General features: G+C 70.7%; 17 protein-coding genes and 1 tRNA gene. 12 read left to right on the plus strand and 6 right to left on the minus strand.

Annotated elements, in window-relative coordinates; genetic code table 11:
• Positions 1-88 precede the first annotated feature (88 nt).
• The 12 genes from ACFV3I_RS16725 to ACFV3I_RS16780 all read left to right on the plus strand — a co-directional run bounded on the left by ACFV3I_RS16725 (position 89) and on the right by ACFV3I_RS16780 (position 17,626).
• The gene (locus tag ACFV3I_RS16725) at positions 89-847 is read left to right on the plus strand and encodes a beta-phosphoglucomutase family hydrolase (protein ID WP_378802675.1); all 759 of its coding nucleotides are present in this window, start codon (positions 89-91) and stop codon (positions 845-847) included.
• The gene (locus ACFV3I_RS16730; protein WP_136034891.1) at positions 844-3,354 is read left to right on the plus strand and encodes a glycoside hydrolase family 65 protein; all 2,511 of its coding nucleotides are present in this window, start codon (positions 844-846) and stop codon (positions 3,352-3,354) included. Before ACFV3I_RS16725 ends, ACFV3I_RS16730 begins: the two co-directional genes overlap by 4 nt.
• 74 nt (positions 3,355-3,428) lie before the next feature.
• Positions 3,429-5,855, plus strand: a complete 2,427-nt coding sequence (locus tag ACFV3I_RS16735; protein ID WP_378823696.1) for a DNA polymerase III subunit gamma and tau — start codon at positions 3,429-3,431, stop codon at positions 5,853-5,855.
• Complete coding sequence (gene recR / locus ACFV3I_RS16740) at positions 5,855-6,448, plus strand: recombination mediator RecR (protein WP_136032137.1); 594 nt, start codon at positions 5,855-5,857, stop codon at positions 6,446-6,448. Before ACFV3I_RS16735 ends, recR begins: the two co-directional genes overlap by 1 nt.
• Positions 6,445-7,374: a DMT family transporter gene (locus ACFV3I_RS16745; protein WP_136032139.1), complete on the plus strand. Its 930-nt coding sequence runs from the start codon at positions 6,445-6,447 to the stop codon at positions 7,372-7,374. The genes recR and ACFV3I_RS16745 overlap by 4 nt, the downstream gene beginning before the upstream one ends.
• Positions 7,375-7,500: 126 nt before the next feature.
• Positions 7,501-8,787 carry an aspartate kinase gene (locus ACFV3I_RS16750; protein ID WP_136032141.1) on the plus strand — a complete coding sequence of 429 codons (1,287 nt, stop codon included), beginning with the start codon at positions 7,501-7,503 and terminating at the stop codon, positions 8,785-8,787.
• 179 nt (positions 8,788-8,966) lie between these two features.
• Positions 8,967-10,037: an aspartate-semialdehyde dehydrogenase gene (locus ACFV3I_RS16755; protein WP_378823698.1), complete on the plus strand. Its 1,071-nt coding sequence runs from the start codon at positions 8,967-8,969 to the stop codon at positions 10,035-10,037.
• Between the two features lie 320 nt (positions 10,038-10,357).
• Complete coding sequence (locus ACFV3I_RS16760) at positions 10,358-13,285, plus strand: fibrinogen-like YCDxxxxGGGW domain-containing protein (protein ID WP_378823700.1); 2,928 nt, start codon at positions 10,358-10,360, stop codon at positions 13,283-13,285.
• A gap of 153 nt (positions 13,286-13,438) precedes the next feature.
• Positions 13,439-14,869, plus strand: a complete 1,431-nt coding sequence (gene mqo, locus ACFV3I_RS16765; RefSeq protein WP_240745413.1) for a malate dehydrogenase (quinone) — start codon at positions 13,439-13,441, stop codon at positions 14,867-14,869.
• Positions 14,870-14,878: 9 nt separating this feature from the next.
• Positions 14,879-15,532 carry a thymidine kinase gene (locus ACFV3I_RS16770; RefSeq protein WP_136032149.1) on the plus strand — a complete coding sequence of 218 codons (654 nt, stop codon included), beginning with the start codon at positions 14,879-14,881 and terminating at the stop codon, positions 15,530-15,532.
• Positions 15,533-15,630: 98 nt separating this feature from the next.
• Entirely contained in the window at positions 15,631-16,356 is a 726-nt protein-coding gene (locus ACFV3I_RS16775) for a FadR/GntR family transcriptional regulator (RefSeq protein WP_378823702.1), read from the plus strand.
• A 10-nt stretch (positions 16,357-16,366) separates the two neighbouring features.
• Complete coding sequence (locus ACFV3I_RS16780) at positions 16,367-17,626, plus strand: alpha-hydroxy acid oxidase (RefSeq protein WP_136045430.1); 1,260 nt, start codon at positions 16,367-16,369, stop codon at positions 17,624-17,626.
• 20 nt (positions 17,627-17,646) lie between these two features.
• Here the strand turns inward: ACFV3I_RS16780 and ACFV3I_RS16785 are convergent, their stop codons facing one another.
• From ACFV3I_RS16785 to ACFV3I_RS16810, 6 genes are all read right to left on the minus strand, one after another.
• Complete coding sequence (locus ACFV3I_RS16785; protein ID WP_378823705.1) at positions 17,647-18,489, minus strand: DUF1295 domain-containing protein; 843 nt, start codon at positions 18,487-18,489, stop codon at positions 17,647-17,649.
• Positions 18,490-18,540: 51 nt separating this feature from the next.
• A complete protein-coding gene (locus ACFV3I_RS16790) occupies positions 18,541-19,308 on the minus strand; it encodes an HAD-IIB family hydrolase (RefSeq protein WP_247637612.1) in 768 nt (255 codons plus the stop codon).
• Positions 19,305-19,781 carry a VanZ family protein gene (locus tag ACFV3I_RS16795; RefSeq protein WP_136032158.1) on the minus strand — a complete coding sequence of 159 codons (477 nt, stop codon included), beginning with the start codon at positions 19,779-19,781 and terminating at the stop codon, positions 19,305-19,307. The genes ACFV3I_RS16790 and ACFV3I_RS16795 overlap by 4 nt, the downstream gene beginning before the upstream one ends.
• 67 nt (positions 19,782-19,848) lie before the next feature.
• Positions 19,849-19,925 (minus strand) — tRNA-Pro (locus ACFV3I_RS16800).
• Positions 19,926-19,981: 56 nt separating this feature from the next.
• Entirely contained in the window at positions 19,982-20,923 is a 942-nt protein-coding gene (locus tag ACFV3I_RS16805; RefSeq protein ID WP_378823706.1) for a metallophosphoesterase, read from the minus strand.
• Positions 20,914-23,487 carry a transglycosylase domain-containing protein gene (locus tag ACFV3I_RS16810; protein ID WP_240744587.1) on the minus strand — a complete coding sequence of 858 codons (2,574 nt, stop codon included), beginning with the start codon at positions 23,485-23,487 and terminating at the stop codon, positions 20,914-20,916. Before ACFV3I_RS16810 ends, ACFV3I_RS16805 begins: the two co-directional genes overlap by 10 nt.
• Positions 23,488-23,565: the final 78 nt, after the last annotated feature.

Here is a 23,565-nt window from a genome sequence, read left to right on the forward strand (position 1 = left end):
GGTTACCCCGTGCGTGCCGCCCGCATTACGCTGGCACAGTGGCACGGAGAGGTGCCGATCCGTCCCTCGCCCTTCTCCTGGAGGCCCTGTGCCAGAAGCGCTGCCCGACCTGCTCCTCGCCGATGGAGTGCTGTTCGATCTCGACGGCGTGCTCACGCCGACCGCCGAGGTGCATATGAGGGCGTGGAAGGCCGTCTTCGACGACGTGTTCGCGCGCTGGGGCATCACCCCGCCGTACACCGACGAGGACTACTTCGCGTATGTCGACGGCAAGAAGCGCTATGACGGGGTCGCGAGCCTGCTGCGCAGCCGCAACGTCGAGGTGCCGTGGGGATCGGTCGACGACGACCCCTCGGCCGAGACCGTGTGCGGGATCGGCAACCGCAAGAACGCCGCCTTCGCGGCGTCGCTGCGCGGGCAGGGCATCGCCCCGTTCCCCGGCTCGCTCGCTCTGGTCGAGCGGCTGCACGCGGCCGGTGTGCCGATGGGCGTCGTGTCGAGCTCGAAGAACGCCGAGGAGGTGCTCGCCGCCGCCGGCATCCGCTCGTTCTTCCGCGTCGTGGTCGATGGCGTGGTCGCGGAGCACGACGGCCTGGCCTCCAAGCCCGCGCCGGACATGTTCGCGGCGGGTGCCGTCCGCCTGGGCGTCGACCCCGCCCGCAGCGTCGCGGTCGAGGACGCCACGTCCGGTGCCGCGTCCGCCGCCGCCGCCGGCTATGCGACCGTGATCGGCGTGGATCGCGGCACCGGTACCGACGCGCTGCGCGCCGCCGGCGCCACGCACGTGGTCGACGACCTCGCCGCCCTGCTTCCCGACACCCGCACCGACATCCCGGAGACCGCATGATCGACCGCGACCGCTTCCCCGTCGACCCGTGGCGTCTGATCGAGACGCACTACTCGGAGGAGGGTGTCGGCGAGACGCTGTTCTCGGTCGGCAACGGCTACCTCGGCCTGCGCGGCAACCACATCGAGGGCCGCGGTGCGCACGAGCACGGCACCTTCATCAACGGGCTGCACGAGACCTGGCCGATCCGCCACGCCGAGCAGGCCTACGGCTTCGCCGAGGTGGGGCAGACCATCGTGAACGCGCCGGACGCCAAGGTGATGCGGCTGTACGTCGACGATGAGCCGATCTCGCTCGACGACGCCGACGTGCGCGAGTACGCCCGCACGCTCGACATGCGCACGGGCGTGCTGGAGCGTCGCGTGGTGTGGGAGACGCCGTCAGGCAAGCGGGTCCGCATGCGGGATCAGCGGCTGGTGAGCTTCGAGGAGCGTCACCTCGCGGTGCTGCGCCTCGAGGTCGTGGTGGAGAACGCGGATGCGCCCGTCACGATCAGCTGCCAGCTGCTGAACCGCCAGGACGGCGCCGGTGTTTACGCGGGGACGCCGATCGGAGCCAAGAGCGGCGCGGGCTTCGACCCGCGCAAGGCGGAGCGCATCGCCGACCGGGTGCTGGAGCCCGCGGAGCACTGGCAGGACGGGCTGCGCTCGGCGCTGTCGTACCGGGTCGCGGCGTCGGGCATGACCGTCGCGGTGGTGGCCGACCACATCGTCGAGACCGAGAACCAGTACAACGCCAGGACCCTGTGCGAGCCGGACATCGCGAAGAACGTGTTCCGGGTGCAGGCCAAGGCGGGCGTGCCGATCACCATCACGAAGCTCGTCAGCTACCACACCTCGCGGGGCGTGCCGACGCGGGAGCTGGTCGACCGGTGCCGTCGTTCGCTCGATCGCGCGACCGATGAGGGCGTGGAGTCGGTGTTCCGGCGGCAGCGCGAGTGGCTCGACGCGTTCTGGGAGCGCAGCGACGTGCAGATCGGCGGGCGTGACGACCTGCAGCAGGCCACGCGCTGGTGCCTGTTCCAGCTCGCGCAGGCTTCGGCGCGCGCGGACGGGGCCGGCGTCCCGGCGAAGGGCCTCACGGGTTCGGGCTACAGCGGCCACTACTTCTGGGACACCGAGATCTACGTGCTCCCGTTCCTGACCTACACGACGCCGCGGTGGGCGTACAACGCGCTGCGCGCCAGGGTGAAGATGCTTCCCGCCGCCCGTCGGCGGGCGGCGCAGCTCAACGAGGCGGGCGCGCTGTTCCCGTGGCGCACGATCAACGGCGAGGAGGCGTCGGCGTACTACGCGGCCGGCACGGCGCAGTACCACATCAACGCCGACATCAGCTTCGCGCTGGGCAAGTACGTGCGCGCGACGGGCGACGAGGCGTTCCTGCGCCGCGAGGGTGCCGACATCGCGATCGAGACGGCGCGGCTGTGGGCGACGCTCGGATTCTGGCGCGGTGCGCGGCTGGTCGAGCAGTCGGACGCGGGTGACGGCCTGCAGACGTTCCACATCCACGGCGTCACGGGGCCGGACGAGTACACGACGGTCGTGAACGACAACCTGTACACGAACGTCATGGCGCGCTACAACCTCCGCTACGCGGCCAAGGTGGTGCGCGAGATCCGCGACAGCTACCCCGAGGACTACGCGGCACTGGTCGAGCGCACGGGGCTGGGGTCGGGCGAGGCGGAGTCGTGGGAGCGGGCGGCCGAGGCCATGTACATCCCGTACAGCGAGAGCCTGGGCATCCACCCGCAGGACTCGCTGTTCCTGGAGCGCGAGGTGTGGGATCTGGCGAACACGCCGGCGGATCAGCGGCCGCTGCTGCTGCACTTCCACCCGCTGGTCATCTACCGGTTCCAGGTGCTGAAGCAGGCCGACGTGGTGCTGGCGCTGTTCCTGCAGGGCAACCACTTCACGCCGGAGGAGAAGAAGGCCGACTTCGACTACTACGACCCGCTGACCACGGGCGACTCGACGCTGTCGGCCGTGGTGCAGTCGATCCTGGCCGCGGAGGTGGGGTACCAGGATCTGGCGCAGAAGTACTTCGAGCAGTCGCTGTTCGTCGACCTGCACGACCTGCACCACAATGCGTCGGACGGCGTGCACGTGGCCTCGGCCGGCGGGGTGTGGACGGCGCTGGTGTGCGGCTTCGGCGGCATGCGCGACTACGCGGGCGACCTGAGCTTCGACCCGCGGCTCCCGGCGGGGTGGCCGTCGCTGTCGTTCCCGCTGCAGTGGCAGGGGTCGGCGCTCACCGTGACGGTCACGCGCGAGGAGCTGCGGGTCGAGGTGCGCAGCGGCCCTCCCGTGCCCTTCAGCGTGCGTGACACCGCGTACTTCGCGACGCTGGAGGACCCGGCGGTGGTGCGGCTGGCCGACCAGGGGCCCGTGATCGCCGGGCGGCCGACGCTGCGGGAGTTCGCCGATGCGCGGCGCGACGACGGCACGCGACTGTCGGCCTCGGTGCCGGTGATCACGACCGCGATTCCGGTCGTCGAGCCGATCGACTGAGCCGGGCCGCGCCTCCTCCGTCGAGGAGGGGGCGCGACCCGCCGAACGTCGGTGGCACGCCGTAGGCTGGGGTGGTGACCACAGCCCTCTACCGCCGCTACCGCCCCGAGACGTTCGGCGAGATGATCGGGCAGTCGCAGGTGACCGATCCGCTCATGACGGCGCTGCGCGGAGACCGCGTGGGTCACGCCTACCTCTTCTCCGGTCCCCGCGGCTGCGGCAAGACCACGTCGGCCCGCATCCTGGCGCGCTGCCTGAACTGCGCCGAGGGCCCGACCGACACCCCGTGCGGCACGTGCCCGAGCTGCGTGGAGCTGTCCCGCGCGGGCGGCGGGTCGCTCGACGTGGTGGAGATCGACGCGGCGAGCCACAACGGCGTCGACGACGCGCGCGACCTGCGTGAGCGGGCCACCTTCGCCCCGAGTCGTGACCGCTACAAGATCTTCATCCTCGACGAGGCGCACATGGTCACGCCGCAGGGGTTCAACGCGCTCCTGAAGCTGGTGGAGGAGCCGCCGGAGCACGTGAAGTTCATCTTCGCGACCACCGAGCCCGAGAAGGTCCTCGGGACCATCCGCTCGCGCACGCACCACTACCCGTTCCGGCTCGTGCCGCCCGCCGCGATGCTCGAGTACGTCGAGAAGCTGTGCGCCGAGGAGGGCGTGGTCGTCGAGCAGGGCGTGCTGCCGCTCGTCGTGCGTGCGGGCGGCGGCAGTCCCCGCGACACGCTGTCGCTGCTCGACCAGCTGATCGCCGGGTCCGACTCCCCGGCCGGGTCGGAGACGGTCACCGTGGGCTACGCGCGCGCCGTGGCGCTGCTCGGCTACACGCACGGGGCGCTGCTCGACGAGATCGTCGATGCGCTCGCCGCGGGCGATGCCGCCGCGGCCTTCCCCGCGATCGACCGCGTGGTGCAGACCGGGCAGGATCCGCGGCGCTTCGTCGACGACCTGCTCGAACGCCTGCGCGACCTGATCGTGATCGCCGCCGTGGGCTCGGGGGCGTCCGCGGTGCTGCGCGGCATCGCGGAGGACGAGCTCGACCGCATGCGCCGCCAGGCCGAGGCGTTCGGGGCGCTCCGGCTCTCGCGCACGGCCGATGTCGTGAGCGCGGCCCTCGACGACATGTCCGGCGCCACGTCGCCCCGCCTCCACCTCGAGCTCATGGTCGCGAGAGTGCTGGCGGAGGCCTCGGGCGCGGGCGCTGCTCCGGTCACCGCGTCGTCCTCGCTCGGGGGATCGGCCCCCGCGCCGGCTGCGGCTCCCGCGTCGGCCGCGGCCGCAGCACCGTCTGCCGTGCCACCCGCGCCGGCCATGGCGCAGGCGTCCGCCGCGCCGGAAACGTCGGCGACGCCCGCCTCGTCCGGGGCTCCCGCTGCACCCTCACCGGCCCCGGCGCCGTCCGCGGCTCCCGCTGTGCCGACGCCCGCCTCGACCGGGGCACCGGCCGCGTCGGCTCCCGCAGCGCCCGCGTCCTCCGCGGCGAATGAGGCGGTGTCGACCGATCGGGCCTCCGATCCCGCGAGCCCCGACCGCGCCACCTCCACCTCCACCTCCGCCTCCACCTCCGCCTCCACCTCCGCCTCCGGGGGCTCCGACGCCGGAGGCTCGGCCGCCGCCGACGACACCGCGTCGGCGCCGTCCGTGTCTTCGCCGCCCCCCGCCGGCCCGGTCACGTTCGACCGCATCCGCGCGGCGTGGCCCTCGGTGCTCACCCGGCTCGAGGGCATCAGCCGCACGTCGTGGCTGCTCGCTACCGCGGTGCAGCCGCTCGCGTACGACACCGACTCCGAGGTGCTCACGCTCGGGTTCACGAGCCAGCACGACGTGGCGAAGTTCAAGGGCACCACGCCCGGCTCCGGTCCGTCCGACCACCTGCGCTCCGCGATCGAGCAGGAGGTCGGCGTCCGGGTGAAGTATCTGCCGGCACCGATACCGCAGGGGGGAGCGCCGCGCCAGCCCGCATCCTCCGGGTCCAGCGCCCCCGCCGACGCCGCACCCGCATCGGAGCCTGCCTCAGCGGCGCGAGCCCGCCCGCAGGTCCGCAGCGACTCCGCCGCGCCCGTGACCGAGTGGGCCGTGGCCGCGATCCCCACCGCGGAGCCGGTGGCCGCCGCCCCGGCGCTCGCGGTCGACGAGGAGCCCGAAGAGGTCGAGGCCGCCTCGTCCGCGCCCGCCCCACCGGCCGACGGTGCCGTGGACCGCGACGAGCCGCCGCTGCCCGGAGACGACGAGGCGCCCGCCTTCGACGACGAGCCGCCCTACGACCCGTCGTACGAGCCGGCGTACGAGCCGCGATCCCCGTCCGCCCCACCAGCGGCGCGCCCCACCGCGCAGCCGTCCAGGGCCGCCGCTCCGTCGGTCGCCACCCCGCCCGTCGTGGTCGAGCGCACCCCCGCCGCCGGGGGCGTGCAGCGCTACGGTGAGGCCGTGATCCGCCAGGTGCTCGGAGCGACGTTCCTTCGCGAAGAGCCCTACGAGCCCCCCACGAGGTTCTCCTGATGTACGACGGCATCGTCCAAGAGCTGATCGACGAGTTCGGCCGGCTTCCCGGTATCGGGCCCAAGTCCGCGCAGCGCATCGCGTTCCACATCCTGCAGACGCCCACGTTCGACGTGGCGCGGCTGGCCGAGCTGCTCACCGAGATCCGCGTGCGCGTGCGCTTCTGCGAGATCTGCGGCAACGTCGCGGAGCAGGAGCGGTGCGCGATCTGCCGTGATCCCCGTCGCAATCAGGCGCTCATCTGCGTGGTCGAGGATGCGAAAGACGTGGCGGCGATCGAGCGCACGCGTGAGTTCCGTGGCCTGTACCACGTGCTCGGCGGCGCCATCAGCCCGATCGCGGGCATCGGACCGGACGATCTGCGCATCGCACAGTTGATGACGCGCCTCGCCGACGGCACGGTGCAGGAGGTCATCATCGCCACGAACCCCAACCTGGAGGGCGAGGCGACCGCGAGCTATCTGAGCCGGCTGCTGACCACGATGCAGATCACGGTGTCGCGCCTGGCGTCGGGGCTGCCCGTGGGCGGCGACCTCGAGTACGCCGACGAGGTCACGCTCGGTCGTGCCTTCGAGGGGCGGCGCGTGCTGTGACCCCGCACTCCGGCTTCACGCGCCGGGGCTGGCTGCTCTTCGGAGTCATGGCCCTGCTGTGGGGCGTGCCCTATCTGTTCATCAGCATCGCGGTGGAGTCGATCTCCCCGCCGGCGATCGTCGCGGGCCGCACGCTGATCGCGGCGCTGCTGCTGCTGCCGTTCGCGCTGCGCAGCGGAGCCCTGCGCGCGGCGCTCCGGCACTGGCCCTGGGTGCTCGCGTTCGGCGCTGTCGAGATGGCCGGGCCCTTCGTGCTCCTCGGTCACGCGGAGATGACGCTGCCGTCGGGGATGACGGGGCTCCTGGTCGCGACGGTTCCGCTGTTCGCGGCGCTGATCGCGCTCGGAGGCGGCGACCGCGGCGTGCTGCGCCCCGCCCGGGGCATCGGTCTGCTCGTGGGTTTCGTCGGCGTCGCGATCGTGGTGGCCGGCCCCGGTCTGTTCGGCGGCGACGTGAGTCTGCTGGCGGCGGGTGAGGTCCTGCTGGTCGCGGTGCTCTACGCGATCGCGCCCTTCATCGTGGCGCGAAAGCTGGCCGACGTGCCGTCGCTGGGCACCATCACGCTGTCCCTGCTGATGATCGGCCTCGTCTATCTGCCGATCGGTCTCCTCACACAGCACGAGGTGCCGACGCTGCCCTCGCTCGGGGCGCTGCTCGCCCTGGCGGTGATCTGCACGGCGCTGGCGTTCCTGGCGTTCTTCGCCCTCATCCGGGAGGTGGGGCCGGTGCGCGCTCCGCTGTTCACGTACGTCAACCCGGTGGTCGCGATCGTGCTGGGCGCGATCGTCCTGTCCGAGCCGCTCACGCCGGGTCTGCTGATCGGCTTCCCGCTGATCATCGTCGGCTGCTGGTTCGCCGCGACCGGCGGCCGGCTGCGCCCCGTGCCGCCGCCGTCCTCCACCCCGGCCCCGCCCCTCGCCCTCTAGCGCCCGCGCCCTGCGGTGAGTCGCGCAACCGGTGAAGGGTCCGCGTCCGTCACATGCGCGGTCGGGCATGTGCGCGATCCGTAGAATGAGCGTGGGCGGATCCGCCCGTCATCCCCGGGAGTGAACGTGGCCCTCATCGTGCAGAAGTACGGCGGCTCGTCCGTCGCGAACGCAGAGAGCATCAAGCGCGTCGCCAAGCGCATCGTCGACACCCGTCGTGCGGGCCACGACGTGGTGGTCGCGGTCAGCGCGATGGGCGACACGACCGACGAGCTGCTCGACCTCGCCAACGAGGTGGCGCCGATCCCGGCACCGCGCGAGCTCGACATGCTGCTGTCCAGCGGTGAGCGCATCTCGATGGCGCTGCTGGCGATGGCGATCCACTCGATGGGCTTCGAGGCGCGGTCCTTCACGGGCAGCCAGGCCGGGATGATCACGGACTCGCAGCACGGCGCCGCGCGCATCGTCGACGTCACGCCGGTGCGGCTCCGTGAGGCGCTCGACGAGGGTGCGATCGTGATCGTCGCCGGGTTCCAGGGCTTCAACCGCGACACCCGCGACATCACCACCCTCGGCCGTGGCGGCTCCGACACCACGGCCGTGGCCCTGGCGGCAGCGCTCGACGCCGACGTCTGCGAGATCTACAGCGACGTCGACGGCATCTTCACCGCGGACCCGCGGGTGATCCCGAGGGCGCAGAAGCTCGACCACGTGTCGAGCGAGGAGATGCTCGAGCTCGCGGCGAACGGTGCGAAGGTGCTCTACATCCGCGCGGTCGAGTACGCACGCCGTCACGGCGTCCTGATCCACGCCCGGTCGACCTTCTCGTCGGCCGAGGGCACGTACGTTCTGGGCGAGGGCATGAAGAACCCTCGCGAAGCCGAGGGAGCAGCCATGGAAGAGCCCATCGTCGCCGGAGTCGCCACGGACTTCAGCCAGGCCAAGATCACGGTCGCGGGCGTGCCCGACGTTCCTGGCAAGGCCGCCGACATCTTCAAGATCGTCGCGAAGTCGGGCGCGAACGTCGACATGATCGTGCAGAACGTGTCGGCCGCGTCCACCGGACGCACCGACATCTCGTTCACGGTGCCGAAGGCCGATGCCACCGCAGCCCTGAAGGCCCTCGCGGGTGAGCAGGCCGAGGTCGGCTTCCTGAACCTGGTGCACGACGACCAGATCGGCAAGCTCTCGGTCGTCGGTGCGGGCATGCGCACGCACTCGGGTGTGTCGGCGACGCTGTTCGAGGCGCTGTCGGAGGGCGGCATCAACATCGAGATGATCTCCACGTCGGAGATCCGCATCTCGGTGGTCCTGCGCGCCGACGACCTGGCCGAGGCGGCCCGCACCGTGCACACCGCCTACGGGCTGGACGGCGAGGCCGAGGCGACGGTCCACGCGGGCACCGGTCGCTGATCCTGCCATCGGCCGCCCGGATCCTGCCGACGTCGTCACGGCGCCGTCACGCGGGCGGTCGGCCGCTGTCGGCACGGTAGACTCACCGAAACCCTGACACCGGCGCCAGGCGTGGCCTCCGCATCCCGTCGCCGCGCCCGAAGCCTCGTACGCCGTACCGCACGAAGCCAAGGAACCTCATGACCCGCATCTCCGATTCAGGACTCTCCGTCGCCATCGTCGGCGCCACCGGCCAGGTGGGCACCGTGATGCGCGAGATTCTCGCGGAGCGGTCGTTCCCGATCCGCGAGCTGCGCCTGTTCTCGTCGTCGCGATCCGCGGGCACCGTGATCGAGTTCGGCGGCGCGACCGTGATCGTGGAAGACGTGGAGACGGCGGACCCCGCGGGCATCGACATCGCCCTGTTCTCCGCCGGCGCGACCGCGAGCCGTGCCTACGCGCCGCGGTTCGCCGAGGCGGGCGCGGTCGTGGTCGACAACTCGAGCGCGTGGCGGATGGACCCCGAGGTCCCGCTCGTGGTGAGCGAGGTCAACCCGCACGCGATCGACGCCCGTCCGAAGGGCATCATCGCCAACCCGAACTGCACCACGATGGCGGCCATGCCGGTGCTCAAGGCGCTCGACGCCGAGGCCGGGCTCGAACGGCTCATCGTCTCGACGTATCAGGCGGTCTCCGGCTCCGGTCTCGCCGGCGCCCAGGAGCTGCTGGGCCAGGTCGAGGGCGTGCTGGCTCAGGGCAACACCCTGGAGCTGGTGCACGACGGTTCTGCCGTCGACTTCCCGGAGCCCGAGAAGTACGTGGCACCGATCGCGTTCGACGTCATCCCGTTCGCGGGCAACCTCGTCGACGACGGTGACAACGAGACCGACGAGGAGAAGAAGCTCCGCAACGAGAGCCGCAAGATCCTCGAGCTCCCGGGTCTGCGCGTGGCGGGGACGTGCGTGCGGGTGCCGGTGTTCACGGGTCACTCCCTCTCGATCAACGTCGAGTTCGCGCGGGACATCACGCCCGAGCGCGCGCGCGAGGTCCTGAGCGCGGCCCCCGGGGTCGTGCTCGATGAGGTGCCGACGCCCCTGCAGGCCGCCGGCAAGGACCCGAGTTTCGTCGGTCGCATCCGCGCCGACCAGTCCGCGCCGGAGGGCAAGGGGCTCGTGCTGTTCCTCAGCAACGACAACCTCCGCAAGGGAGCCGCGCTGAACGCGGTGCAGATCGCCGAGGTGCTCGCGGAGCGCCTGGCCCCCGTGCGCTGACCCGGGGCGCGGGACCGTCCCGCCCACGGGGACAGCGGGACCTGACCGTCATCGCATATCGGCATGCTCAAGGATCGAACCGCTCGGCAGGTAACGTGTTAGCCGGCCGAGGTCGCCGCTCCGCGCATCCGCGGGTCCCGACGGAGACCTCCTAGCCGGGCCGTCCCGATCGGGGCGGCTCCTGGTCGTCCCTCCGCGGGGGCGCAGGCGCCGCGGCGCGTGCGCGCGGAGGGGCGTGGATTCTGGGGGTAGGACGAATGGGTCTCGATCGGAGATCACGGGGGGCACGATTCCGTCGTGCCCTGGCGACGGCGGCCGCGGTGACGGCGACCATCGCGGGCTCGCTGGTGGTCGGGGGTGCGCCGGCGTCTGCGGCGGCGGCTCCCGATGGCCTGACGCAGGAGACGGCCGCGGCGTCGTGCTGGGAGGTGAAGCAGAACGATCCGACCGCGCCGGACGGCGTGTACTGGCTGGTGACTCCGCGGCTCGTGGCGCCACAGCAGTTCTATTGCGATCAGACCACCGGCGGAGGGGGATGGGTGCTCATCGGCCGCGGCCGCGAGGGGTGGAAGGAGGGCTACAACGGTGTGGGAACACCCGAGCAGATCCGCGACACCCCGGCGGGCACTGCGGCGTTCGCGCCCGCGCAGCTGTCGTCGAAGACGATCGACGGGTTGCTCGACGGCGGTCGCGTCGACGCGCTGCAGGAGGGCGTGCGTGTCCGTCGCGCGCTCGACACGGCGGGTTCGGCGTGGCAGGAGGTGCGCTTCTCCTTCGCCAACCGCGACCGCTGGGTGTGGACGATGGGCGGCGGGCACGTTCTCACGTCGTTCTCCTTCAAGAACCCGGGGGAGCGGTCGAAGACCACCGGCAGCGGCGGGACGTCGGCCGTGTTCGGCGTCGACACCGGCACCAAGCGCGTCCGCTTCGAGGAGGGCGATCTGCCGTACCGCTTCCGCAACGGCTGGTCGTTCGGGGCGCAGGTGTCGGGGAGTGAAGACCCGTCGTCGTACCTGTGGGCTCCGGCGGGCACGAGGGGCAAGGCGCGCCCCTTCGCCCAGGTGTTCCTTCAGCCGAAGCTCATGACCAGAGACCTCGACTACGGCACGATCGGGTCCCAGGGTGCTCCGGCCATCACGCAGTCCGCGATTCCCAACAGCAACGCCATGACCACGACGTGGGGTGTCGCCGGGCTCGCCAACGGGCTGTCCGGGGAGGCGAACACCGAGGTGGCGTCCTTCGGCGAGGCGGGCGGCAACGTGTTCGTCGGCGGGAACTTCGCCACGGTCCAGCAGTCGGAGGCGGGCGCCGGTCAGGTGGCGCAGCCCTATCTCGCCGCGTTCGCCCTCGGCACGGGCGCGTGGGTCTCGTCGTTCCGGCCCGTCCTGAACGGGCAGGTGAAGGCGATCGCCGGTCTTCCCGACGGGCGGGTCGCCATCGGCGGCCAGTTCTCGACGGTGAACGGCGTTCCTCAGGCCGCGATCGCCTTCCTCGACCCGGCGACCGGGCAGCTGTCCGGTCCGCAGGTCGTCGCCGAGCATCGGGCGGCGGGGGCGGTGCCGTACGTGCGGGACTTCGACGTGCAGGGGGACTACCTGTATGTCGCCGGTTCGTTCACCCACCTTCGGGCGGCCTCGTCGACCGTCAGCGCGAGCGCGTGGGACGGGGGCCGGATCGACCTCACGACCGGACGCCCGGACACGGCCTGGAATGCCAACCTCAATGGCACGAGCATGTCCGTGGACGCGTCGGCGGCCGGCGATCGTGCGTACTTCGCCGGCTACTTCACGATGCAGGGGGCGATCACGACCACCAGCGCTGCGGCCCTGCAGACCACGGCGGGTGCCGCCGGTGTCACGCCGCACTGGACGCCGACGTTCAGCAGGCCGATGTACGACGCCGCGGGGAACCCCACGGGGTGGGTCTATCAGAACGCGGTGACCGAGACGGGCGGTCGACTGTGGCTCGGCGGATCCCAGCACTCCCTGTTCTCCTACGACCGCACCGACTTCCGCCTGATCAGTGGAAACGTCACGCTGAAGGGCGGCGACTTCCAGACGATCGCCCAGAACGCGGACTCGACCCTCATCGCCGCCGGGTGTCACTGCGGTGATTGGGTGTATGAAGACGCCTACACGAACCCGGAGACGCCGACGACTGCCTCGGAGATCGACGACATGTCGTTGATCGGCGTCTGGGACGCGGTGACGGGTCGACACGTCTACGAGTTCGCGCCCGATCTTCAGGCGCGCGAGGGGCACGGCGCCTGGGCCTCGTTCTTCGACAGCACGGGTGTGCTGTGGGCGGGTGGCGACATCACCCGCTCGGTCCGTGCGGGTGGTTCCCGGCAATGGTCCGGTGGTTTCGTGCGGTTCGCTCCGAGGGACTCCGTCGCCCCCGCTGTGCCGACGGGCCTCACGGTCACCCCGGCCGGCGGGGCGACGACGTTGACGTGGAACCGCATCTCGGATTCGAGCTCGGTCACCTACGAGGTGCTGCGCGGCAACCGCGTGATCGCGTCGACGACGGCGGCGAGCTACACGGCGCCGGCGTCGTCGGAGGCTGCGACGTACTACGTCCGGGCGCGGGATGCGGCGGGCAACCGCTCCGCGACCACGGCGGGTGTCGCCGCGGCTGCCGACGCCGCTGCTCCGGCCCCCGCTCCCGCTCCGGTCGCGCCCGACGAGGCCGTCACCCCGGACGCAGCCGTGCAGCCCGGGCAGCCGTCGACGGACACGTTCATCGCCAACGGTGCGACGTGGTCGTGGCGGTACTCCGCCGATCCGCTCCCCGCGGACTGGAACACGGTGGAGTTCGACGCGTCCGCCTGGCACACGGGCCCCGCGGTGCTGGCGCGCGGGGTCGCCGGTGCGGCGACGGACATCGACCCGGACGACCTCGCGGTCAAACCGCAGAGCGCGCATTTCCGGACCGCCTTCACGGTCGACGACCTGACGGGTCTGCACGACGGAACCGTGTCGGTGATCGCGGATGACGGGGTGGCCGTCTACCTCAACGGCGTGGAGATCGGGCGGTCGAATCTTCCGGCCGATGCGACCCTCCGCCAGACGACGTTCGCGTCGTCCTCGGTGGCACCCGGCAAGGCGGCGGCCGGTCGCGTGTCCTTCACGGTGCCGGTGTCGCTGCTCCGGCCGGGCGTCAACGTCATGTCGGCGGAGGTGCACGAGAACAATCCGGGCAGTGCCAACATGAGCTTCGACCTGACGTACACCGCTCTGCGCAACTGAGAACGGACGACGCCGAGCCCGCTCCCGCCGCACGGGGGAGCGGGCTCCGGCGTGCCCGAGCGGGGTCGCCCGGCGGACGATCGGCCCCGAGCCACGCCCTAGACTGGTCGGGTGACTGAAAACGTCGATGTCGTGCTGATCGGTGGTGGCATCATGAGCGCCACCCTGGGTACTCTGCTGCACGAGCTGCAGCCGGAGTGGAAGATCGTCGCCTTCGAGCGGCTGTCCGACGTGGCGCAGGAGAGCTCCAATCCCTGGAACAACGCGGGCACCGGGCACGCCGCGCTCTGCGAGCTCAACTACATGCCGCAGCAGGGCGATGCTCCGCTCGACCCCGCGAAGGCCGTGTCGATCAACGAGCAGTTCCAGCAGAGCCGGCAGTTCTGGTCGTCGCTCGTCGAGAAGGGTGTGCTGGACGCGCCGTCGACGTTCATCAACGCGACCCCGCACATGACGTTCGTGCGCGGCGAGAAAGACGTGGCGTACCTCAGGAACCGCTACGAGGTGCTCAAGGAGCAGCCGCTGTTCGCGGGCATCGAGTACAGCGAGGACTCCCGCGTCATCAACACCTGGGCGCCGCTGCTGATGCAGAAGCGACGCAAGGGCGAGCCCTTCGCCGCCACCCGGGTCCCCGCGGGCACCGACGTCGACTTCGGCGCCCTGACGCACCAGCTGTTCGATCACCTCCGCGAGTCCGGCGTCTCGGTGCGCACGAACCACGAGGTGAAGTCTCTCAAGCGCCAGAAGGACGGCACCTGGCTCCTCAACTACCGCACCACGGTGGGGCGCACGCCCAACCAGATCAAGGCGAAGTTCGTGTTCGTCGGGGCGGGCGGCTGGGCGCTCAAGCTGCTCCAGCGGTCGGGCATCCCGGAGATCAAGGGCTACGGCGTCTTCCCGATCGGTGGGCAGTTCCTCAAGACCACGAACCCGAAGATCGTCGCTCAGCACAAGGCGAAGGTGTACTCGCAGGCGTCCGTCGGTGCGCCGCCGATGTCGGTGCCGCACCTCGACACCCGCGTGGTCGACGGCGAGGCGTCGCTGATGTTCGGCCCGTTCGCGACCTTCAGCCCGAAGTTCCTCAAGAACGGCTCCATGCTCGACATCGTGACGCAGGTGCGCGCGCACAACCTGTGGCCGATGCTGCGGGTGGCGTTCGCGAACCCCGATCTGATCACCTACCTGATCAGCGAGCTGATGAAGAACCACCGCAAGAAGGTCGACAGCCTGCGCACGTTCATGCCCACCGCGAAGGACGAGGACTGGACGCTCATCAACGCCGGTCAGCGCGCGCAGGTCATGAAGAAGGATGCGAAGAAGGGCGGCGTGCTGCAGTTCGGTACCGAGGTGGTCGCCGCCGGCGACGGCTCGATCGCGGGGCTGCTCGGCGCCTCTCCGGGGGCTTCCACGGCCGTGCCGATCATGCTCGATCTGCTCAAGAAGTGCTTCCCGGGCGAGTTCCCCGCGTGGGAGCCGCGGCTGCGCGAGCTGATCCCGACCTTCGGCCAGAAGCTCAACGCCGATCCGGCGCTCGCGGAGGAGTCCACGGCGGCGACCGCCGCCGCCCTCGGCATCAACGCCTGAGACCGGACCGTGGCGAAGCTCTACTTCCGCTACGGCGCGATGAACTCGGGCAAGTCGACCGCCCTGCTGCAGGCTGCCTACAACTATGAGGAGCGGGGCCAGCACGTGCTGCTCGCCAAGCCCGCTATCGACACCAAGGGCGCGGCGGAGATCGAGAGCCGCCTCGGCGTCACGCGGCAGGTGGACTTCCTGATCGGGCCGGAGGACGACGCGCGGGCGCTGTTCGCGGAGCATCGTACGCGCATGCGGCGCTCGACCGAGGAGGAGCTGCTGCCGACGGCCCCGATCGACGTGGCGTGCCTGCTGGTAGACGAGGCGCAGTTCCTCACGGCCTCCCAGATCGACGACCTGTTCCGGGTCGCGGTGGAAGACGGCATCCCCGTGATGGCCTACGGCATCCGCAACGACTTCCTCACCCACGCGTTCCCCGGCTCCGCGCGGCTGCTGGCGATCGCGCACTCGCTGGAGGAGCTCAAGACCATCTGCCGCTGCGGGCGCAAGGCGGTGTTCAACGGCCGCGTCGTCGGCGGACGCTTCGTGTTCGACGGAGATCAGGTCGCGATCGACGAGGGCGCGGACGGCTCCGCGTCGCCCGAGCTCACCACCTACGAGTCGCTGTGCGGCACCTGCTACCTGGAGGAGTCGGGCGGGCGCCTGGGGTGACCTGATCGCTCTCGCTGCCGCCCGTCTCCTCGCGAGGCGGGCGGCTTTGCGTGGTCTGACCACACGGGGTACGCTGTGGTCAGACCACAGGAGGCGAGATGGCGGAGGAGCAGCCGGCGCGAGCATGGCGACTCGTGCTCGAGCACATCGAGCGCGACCTCCTCGACGGACGCCTCGGCCCCGGTGACCGGCTGCCGTCGGAGCGCGACCTGGCGAGCGACCTGGGTGTCGGACGCTCCAGCGTGCGCGAAGCCTTCCGCGTGCTCGAGGTGCTCGGCCTCATCCGCACCGCGACCGGATCGGGCCCGCAGGCGGGAGCGATCGTGATCGCGACGCCGACCGGGGGCATGTCCGCGCTGCTGCGGCTGCAGGTCGCGGCGCAGGGCTTCCCGCTCGACGATGTGGTGCGCACCCGCCTGGTGCTGGAGGACGCGGTCGTCGCGGCCCTGGCGTCCGGAGGCGGCGGCGACACCGCGAAGGCCCACGAGCTGCTGCACGCGATGGACGCCGCGGGCTTGACCCCGTCCGAGTTCCTCGCCCTAGACGCCCAGCTGCACCTGTCGCTCGCCGAGGGCAGTGGCAACACGGTCATCGCCGCGATGATGGCGGGGCTGCGGTCGTCGATCGAGTCGTATGTGCGCGCCGGAGCCGCCGCGATCCCCGACTGGGACACGATGGCGACACGGCTGCGCGCCGAACACCACGCCCTCGTCGCCGCGATCGACGCGGGCGATGCGGAGGCCGCCCGCACGCTGGTCCGCGCCCACATCACCGGCTACTACACGTCCGCGGGGCTCACCCGCGACATCCACCCCCACGACTGAGAGGCACGCCATGGTCCAGCGCCAGCTCCCCAACCCCGCCGAGCTGTTGGAGCTCATGAAGTTCAAGAAGCCCGAGCTCGACGGCCGCAAGCGCCGGCTCGACGCGGCTCTCACGATCGACGACCTCCGTACGATCGCGAAGCGCCGCACGCCCAAGGCGGCGTTCGACTACACCGATGGCGCGGCGGAGGGCGAGCTGTCGCTGAGCCGCGCCCGCCAGGCGTTCCAGGACGTGGAGTTCCACCCCGGCATCCTCAAGCCCGCGCCGGATGTCGACACGACGGTCGAGATCCTCGGTGGGCCGTCCGCGCTGCCGTTCGGCATCGCTCCGACCGGGTTCACGCGGCTCATGCAGACCGAGGGGGAGGTCGCCGGTGCCGGGGCCGCGGCCGCGGCGGGCATCCCGTTCACGCTGTCCACGCTCGGCACGACCTCGATCGAGGGGGTCAAGGCCGCGAACCCGCACGGCCGCAACTGGTTCCAGCTCTACGTCATGCGCGACCGCGAGATCTCGTATGAGCTGGCACGCCGTGCCGCCGCCGCGGGCTTCGACACGCTGCAGTTCACGGTGGACACCCCGGTCGCCGGTGCCCGGCTGCGCGACAAGCGCAACGGCTTCAGCATCCCGCCGCAGCTCACGCTCGGCACGATCATCAACGCGATCCCGCGGCCCTGGTGGTGGTTCGACTTCCTGACCACGCCCAAGCTGGAGTTCGCGTCGCTGAGCTCCACCGGCGGCACGGTCGGCGAGCTGCTCGACGCCGCGATGGACCCCACGATCAGCTATGACGATCTCGCGGTGATCCGTGACATCTGGCCCGGTCGCATCGTGATCAAGGGCGTGCAGAACGTCGAGGACTCCGTGCGACTGCGCGACGCCGGTGTCGACGGCATCGTGCTGTCGAACCACGGCGGTCGTCAGCTCGACCGCGCGCCGATCCCGTTCCACCTGCTGCCCCAGGTGCGCCGGGCCGTGGGCGACGACTTCACCGTCATGATCGACACCGGCATCATGAACGGCGCCGACATCGTGGCCTCGGTCGCGCTCGGGGCGGACTTCACGCTGATCGGCCGCGCGTACCTCTACGGCCTGATGGCGGGCGGCCGCCAGGGCGTCGACCGGACGATCGCGATCCTGCGCAGTGAGATCGAGCGGACCATGCGTCTCCTCGGCGTCGCGTCGCTGGCGGAGCTCGAGCCGGCCCACGTCACGCAGCTGACGCGTCTGGTGCCCGTCGCGCGCGACGCCGCGGAGGCCGTCGTCCGCTGACGTCGCCGTGCCGGGTTCCGCTACGACTGCGGGGCCACGGCGCGGCGCCGCGGTGGCCACGGCACGAGCATCGACGTGGTCTGCCGGTAGTCGGCGTATGCGGGATACTTCGACGCGGTGATCGACTCCGTGAAGATCGTCGAGCCGAGGAACAGCACCGTCAGGAGCGCGGCGCCGACGATCGTGGGGTTCAGCACGCCCCCGAGCACCCCGGCCCCCGCGGTGGCGGCCGCGGTCGCGCCCAGCGCGTAGAACGCCCACCACTGCGCCTGTTCGAAGAAGAAGTTGGGGTGTCGGCTGTAGCGGAACAGCCCGGTCGTCGCGAAGCCGGGCGCGAGGTCACCGCCAGCCTGCTTCTTGCGCTGGTGGAAGTTCCACTGCTGCTGGTCGGCGACCGTCTCGCCGACCAGGAACCCGAGGAACGCGATCGTGAACAACGCGTCCCACCCGGTCAACGCGGTGGGGTGCTGGGCGGCCAGCCATGCCGGAAGGGTGATCAACACGAGCAGGGTCATCTGGTACCCGATGATGAACAGCAGGTTGAACACCTGGAACTGCCACGGGCGCATCCGCTTCCGCAGGATCGCCCAGCGGTAGTCCTCCATGCCGGTGTAGCCGCCCTTGCGGGCGAAGTTGAACGTGAGCCGCGCGCCCCAGGCCGTCACCAGGATCCCCATCAGCACGATGCGCGCTGATCCGACGTCGGCGGTGAAGGCGCCGGCCACGAAGATCCAGACATAGACGACGGGGACGATCGACCACGCGCGGTCGACCCACGACGTGTCACGGGTGATCAGCGACAGGATCCAGCACACGAGGCTGGCCAGCGCTGCGACGAGGACGACGATCTGCAGGGCATCCATGACGCCATGCTAGAGCCAAGCCAGGCCGGGTATCCGGCACCGGCCGCCGCCTCAGACGCGCGACGTGAGGGTGGGCAGCAGGGCTTCGAGGCGGGTGGCGGTGTCCTCCCAGCCCTCGACGGCGATCGACGGGACCCCGATCGCCAGGACCGGGTAGTCGTTGCCGCCCTCGTCGAGCCGGTCGCCGTAGAACAGCATCGCGTCCAACGGGATGCCCGTGTGCGCGGAGAGCTGCCTCATGCCGAACGCCTTGTCGATCCCGGCGCGGGTGATGTCGATCGAGGTGGAGCCCCCCGAGCGCACCTCGAGCCCGGGGAGTCGGGCGGCGACCGCGTCGCGCAGGGCCGCGCGCTTGCTGCCGGACGGATCCCACGCGTGCTTGGCCTCCCGCGGAGCCCGCTGCCCGAGCGCGGAGAACGTGATCTGCGAGCCGCGGTCCTCCATGATGTCGCCCCAGGGGTCGGTCTCCCACAGGCCGAGCCGCTCCGCCTCCTCGCGGAGGGCCGTGAGAGCAGACGCCTTCTCGTCGTCGCTCAGGTCGTGCGCGTACACCGGCGCGAAGTCGGCGCCGTCGTGGCGCAGGTAGCGGGTGCCGCAGGTCGGCAGCAGGTGCAGCCGGGCGAGAGCTGCGGCGTCGGCATCGGCGAGCTGGGCGATCACCTGCGTGCGGAACTGCGGCTCGTTGCCCCCGGAGATGATGGCGACGTCGACGCTGCGGAGAAGTTCGCGCAGGAGGCCGGAGATCCGCGGGTCGATCGGGCCCTTGGAGGGGGCGAGGGTGTCATCGAGGTCGAAGGCGACGAGTGCGGGCGAGGTCATGATGCCTCCAGCCTAGGAGGTCGCAGCCGTGAAGAGCGTGGAGCTGCGAGCAGCGTGCACAGGAGGGCGAGGGCCACGCCCAGGGTGGCCCCGGTGGAGTTGGCCAGCACGTCGTTCATCGTCGCATCGCGGTGGGGCAGGGCGAGGTGCTGCGCGGTCTCGATCGCGAGAGAAAGTGCCGGTCCGACCAGCAGCGACAGCGGCCACACACGGCGGGGGAGGAGCAGGAACGCGAGGACGCCGAGGGGCACGAAGACCGCGATGTTCGACAGAACTTCCAGCCGCGTGAACGTCAGTGCGGTCCAGCCGAGCCGGTGGGTGAGCGACACGATCACGTCGAGCAGATTCGGGACCGCATGCTCGACCCGGGACGGCGTGAGCGTGAGCAGGGCGAGCCCCGCGAGGAACGGGACGCCGAGGGCGAGCGCCCAGATGCGGGTGGCGCGACGCGGCGGAGGCAGGAGCGTCCCCATGCGGTCCCCTTTCGCACGCTCTCCGATACAGAGAAGGCCGCCCGTGCGGGCGGCCTTCCGGTGTCACTGGTCGGGGTGACAGGATTTGAACCTGCGACCTCTTCGTCCCGAACGAAGCGCGCTACCAAGCTGCGCCACACCCCGTTTGCAACCCTCCGAGTCTACAGGGAAATCCCCTGAGCGCCCAATCGGGGCGGTGATCACGAGTGGGGGATCAGCGTGAGCAGCGTCGCCTCCGGGCGGCACGCGAAACGCACGGGCGCGTAGATCGAGTGCCCGCAGCCGGCGCTCACGTTCAGCGGGACGCTGCGGCCGTCGTGCGTCCAGGTGCTGAGTCCCTTGGCCTGCTTCAGCGGGATGTCGCAGTTCGCCACGAGCGCGCCGTAGCCGGGGAGGCAGACCTGCCCGCCGTGCGTGTGACCGCCGAGGATGGCGTCGGCGCCGAGGTCGACGAAACCGTTGAGCACGCGCTGATACGGCGCGTGCGCGACGCCCAGCACCGCTGTTCCGGGCTCGCGCGGGCCCAGGCCCTCGATGGCCGAGGGGAGCGCGTCGAGGCGGTCCCAGTCGCGGTGTGCGTCGTCCACGCCGAACAGGTCGACGGCGGTGCCGCGCAGGGTCAGTCGCGCCGCGCGATTGTTGAGGTCGGTCCAGCCGAGCTCGTCCGTGAAGAAGCGGTCCATCGACTCCGTGTCGAGCACGGTCGGCTCGCGGTGGCGCCGCGAGGGGCCGGAGAAGTAGCGCAGCGGATTGCGCGGCGCGGGGCCGTTCACGTCGTTCGAGCCGTGCACGAAGACCCCGGGGATGCCGGCGAACGGGGCGAACGCGCGGCGGATCCCCTCGAGTCCGCGCTCATGACCCAGGTTGTCGCCGGTGTTCACGATCAGGTCGGGCCGCAGCTGCGCGAGCGACGCGAGCCAGTCCTGCTTGCGGTGCTGCCACGGGGCCATGTGCGCATCGGACACGTGCAGGATGCGCAGGGGTGGGGTGCCGGGGGCGAACGCCGAGGCGGACACCTCGCGCACGGTGAAGAGGTAACGTTCGATGCCCACGCCCCACACCGCGGCGGCGGCGCCCACGGCCCCCACCGCGCCGAGCGCGATGAGGGCCGGATGAGCCGAGCGCGACGAACCTACTGGCACGTCACGACCACGGTGGTGCTGCTGTTGACAGGAGTGCCCGGTGCCGGATTGGTCACCGCGACCGCAGACCCCGGCGGGTTGCACGAATTGTCGAACTCGTAGGACGCGACTCGAGCCGCCTTGAGTGCGGCGTCCGCCTGGTCTCGCGACATTCCGACGATGTTCGACGGCACCACGGCACCACGGCCGTTGCTGATCGAGAGGGTCACGGTGGCAGCCGTCGCAGCCTCGCCCGTCGGGTCCTGTGCCGCGACGAGGCCGGCCGCGAGGTCGCTGTCCACCTCTCCGCCGATCGCCACCTGGAAGCCCGCGTTCTCGAGGGTCGAGCGCGCCTGATCCTGCGACATGCCGACCACGCTCGGAACGGCCTTGAGCTCCTGACGGATCAGGTTGTTGTCCGGCTGGGGGAAGCGGTCGCCGCCGTAGGCCTCGTTCGCGGCCGCCTGCGCGGCGCGGGCCAGCGGGTAGCGCATGTCGTTGAGATTCCAGCGACCGTAGCTCTTCCGGTAGATGTTCTCCTGGCCCTGCCAGCGTCCCGCCCACACGGCCGTCGCGACCTTCGTGCTCGACTCGATCATCATGGTCGACCACGTGTTGTGCGTTCCGGTCTTGCCGATCAGCGGGGTGCCGTCGCCCGGGTTCGCCCGCGAGCCGGTGCCGCCGCCGCCCATGACGGTTTGCAGCGCGTAGGCGGCCGTGGCTGCGACCTCGGGAGAGATCACGCCGGGAGTGCACGACGACGCGGGCAGCTCACGGTCCTTGCCGTCCGGACCGATCACGCGGTCGATCGCCCGCGGCGTGCAGTAGGTGCCGCCGCTCGCGACCGTGGCGTAGGCGTTGGCCATCGCGATGGGCGAGATGTTCTTCGCGCCGAGCACGTCGTACGGCACGTTCTCATCGGTGGTCTTGCCGCCGTTGGCCAGCGTGACGCCCAGGCGGTCGGCCACCTTGTTGATGTCGCAGAGGTCGAGCTTGGAGGCCATCGCGAAGTACCCGCTGTTGAGCGAGTTCTTCGTGAAGTTCAGCACGGTGTCGGTCGAGCCGCCGCCGCCGCCGAAGTTGCCGATCTCCTTGGTGTTCGCGACCATGGTGCCCCCACCGCACGAGGCCGCGGTGAACTTCATGTTGGTCTGCACGCGGCCGTTCAGGGTCTCGCGCACCGAATGACCCTTCTCGAGCCAGTCGATCAGCGTGAACAGCTTGTAGGTCGAGCCAACCTGGAAGCCGTTGGAGTCTCCGTGCTTGCGGTCGCCCGCGAACACGAGAGAGGTGTAGGCGGGATCGGTGGTCGGGGTCTCGGTGAACATCGTGTTCTGGGTCATCGAGAGGATCCGGCCGGTGCCCACCTCGATGGACACACCCGCGGCACCGAAGTGCATGCCGTCGTAGTTGGCCGGGACGATGTCGGCCATCTCCTGCGCCGCCGGGTTCTGGATGCGGTAGTCCAGCGACGTGAAGATCTTCAGACCGCCGCGGCGCAGCAGGTCACGCCGCTCCTGCGGCGTGGCGCCGAACGCCTCGTCGTTCAGGACGATCGAGCGCACGTACTGGCAGAAGTAGGCGTTCGTGCCGGCAGCCGCACAGCCCTGCGTCGGCGGGTTGATCGCAGGAACGATCGGCGAGGCCTTCGCCTCGTCGTACTGGGCCTGGGTGATCTTGCCGTCGTCGAGCATGCGGTAGAGCACGTAGTCGCGGCGCTTGAGGGTGTCCGCGTAGCCGTCGGCGGCGTTGTTGTGTCCGACCTGCGCATCGTCGGTGTACGTGCCCTCCACCGGCTTGTCGATCCGGTACGTGTTGGGGTTCTGCACGATGCCGGCGAGCGTCGCGGCCTGCGCGACCGTCAGGTTCATCGCCGTCGTGGAGAAGTAGTACCGGGCGGCGGCCTCGATGCCGTAGACCGTGCCACCGAAGTTCGCGATGTTCAGGTAGCCCAGCAGGATGTCGTTCTTCGAGAAGTCCTTCTCGATCTGGATCGCGTAGCGCATCTCCTGCAGCTTGCGCTCGATGCCCTTGCTGCCGACCGCGTTCGTCGCGTCCAGCCAGCACTGCTGGAGTTCCTCGGAGTACGTGTCCGACGTGGTGTCCACGTCCTGCTCGCACTGCTGGATCAGCACGTTCTTCACGAACTGCTGGCTGATGGTCGAGGCACCGCGGCTGGATGTGCCGCGGACGTTGTCGATCAGCGCCTTCATGGTGGCGCCCAGATTCACTCCGCCGTGGCTGTAGAAGCTCTTGTCCTCACTGGAGAGGATCGCGTCGTAGAGCACCGGGCTGATCTGCTCGTACGTGACGGGGACGCGGTTCTGCTCATAGAACGACGCGAGGGCGACCGGCGTGCCGTCGGGCTGGGTGGCGTAGATCGTCGACTGCTCCATCGGCGTGCCGGGGCTGAGGTTCTCGGGGAGCTTGTCGAAGAGCGTCAGTGCCGTGGTGCCGGCGACTCCCGTCATCGCGAGGACGGGGGTGACGCTGGCGGTGACGAGCAGACCGGCGACGGCGCTCAGTCCGACGAGCCCGACGAGACCGCCGAGCACGCCCTTCACCGTGCGATTCTTGTGGGGCATACGCTTGATCGTAGGGGAGTTCCCTGAATGCACCCTCTGACGAACACGCCCGCTCGGCCTGTTCGCGTCCCGACCGAC

The sequence above is a fragment of the Microbacterium sp. NPDC059771 genome, assembly GCF_042732495.1.
Taxonomy (GTDB): domain Bacteria; phylum Actinomycetota; class Actinomycetes; order Actinomycetales; family Microbacteriaceae; genus Microbacterium; species Microbacterium sufflavum.

Excerpts from the sequence above, each read along its gene's own strand:
- recR (WP_136032137.1), top strand. The coding sequence starts at position 5,855 with ATGTACGACGGCATCGTCCAAGAGCTGATCGACGAGTTCGGCCGGCTT.
- ACFV3I_RS16790 (WP_247637612.1), bottom strand. The coding sequence starts at position 19,308 with ATGACCTCGCCCGCACTCGTCGCCTTCGACCTCGATGACACCCTCGCC.
- ACFV3I_RS16785 (WP_378823705.1), bottom strand. The coding sequence starts at position 18,489 with ATGGATGCCCTGCAGATCGTCGTCCTCGTCGCAGCGCTGGCCAGCCTC.
- ACFV3I_RS16810 (WP_240744587.1), bottom strand. The coding sequence starts at position 23,487 with ATGCCCCACAAGAATCGCACGGTGAAGGGCGTGCTCGGCGGTCTCGTC.
- ACFV3I_RS16780 (WP_136045430.1), top strand. The coding sequence starts at position 16,367 with ATGGTCCAGCGCCAGCTCCCCAACCCCGCCGAGCTGTTGGAGCTCATG.
- ACFV3I_RS16775 (WP_378823702.1), top strand. The coding sequence starts at position 15,631 with ATGGCGGAGGAGCAGCCGGCGCGAGCATGGCGACTCGTGCTCGAGCAC.
- ACFV3I_RS16730 (WP_136034891.1), top strand. The coding sequence starts at position 844 with ATGATCGACCGCGACCGCTTCCCCGTCGACCCGTGGCGTCTGATCGAG.
- mqo (WP_240745413.1), top strand. The coding sequence starts at position 13,439 with ATGAGCGCCACCCTGGGTACTCTGCTGCACGAGCTGCAGCCGGAGTGG.
- ACFV3I_RS16795 (WP_136032158.1), bottom strand. The coding sequence starts at position 19,781 with ATGGGGACGCTCCTGCCTCCGCCGCGTCGCGCCACCCGCATCTGGGCG.
- ACFV3I_RS16755 (WP_378823698.1), top strand. The coding sequence starts at position 8,967 with ATGACCCGCATCTCCGATTCAGGACTCTCCGTCGCCATCGTCGGCGCC.